This is a genomic window from Pseudomonas sp. K5002 (genome assembly GCF_013386655.1).
Lineage (GTDB): Bacteria > Pseudomonadota > Gammaproteobacteria > Pseudomonadales > Pseudomonadaceae > Aquipseudomonas.
The window spans coordinates 1-458 of sequence record NZ_JACARK010001614.1 but is presented as its reverse complement, the minus strand read 5'-3'; the positions used below and the strand labels follow the sequence as shown (position 1 = coordinate 458).

The window sequence follows — 458 nt, the reverse complement described above, 5'->3', positions numbered from 1 at the left end:
TGCGCCCCACACCAATGGCCATGGCCCGCGCAGGAAGCGGCGCAGGCCCTGGTGTTCGCTGGTCACGCCGGCTTCGAGTTGCCCGTGACGGCCTTTTTCCAGGCGCACGGTGACTGCTGCGATGACCCCGAACACGGCCAGGCTCGCGAGCAATGCCGGCATTACACCGAAGCTTTTGACGATGGAGATCGCCGGGAACGAGGGCAGGGCAAACCACCATTCGATGTGGTGGGTGGCAATCAACGAACCACAGATAAAGAAGAACAGCGTCACCAGCATGCGCGCATTACCGCCGCCCACGGTGAACAGGGTGCCGGACGCACAACCGCCGCCCAGCTGCATGCCGATGCCGAAAATGAATGCCCCGAACACCACCGAAACCCCGGCCGGTGCCACCAGCCCGACCACGGGCTGGCCGAACAGGGTGCCGGCCCCCAGCGCGGGGAAGAACAGCACCA

1 protein-coding gene is annotated in these 458 nt (G+C 65.3%); it reads right to left on the bottom strand.

The genetic code is table 11. The features are described 5' to 3' along the window. Positions 1-458 (bottom strand): YeeE/YedE thiosulfate transporter family protein (locus tag HX846_RS38275; protein ID WP_178967587.1); only part of this gene is annotated, 458 nt, incomplete at both ends.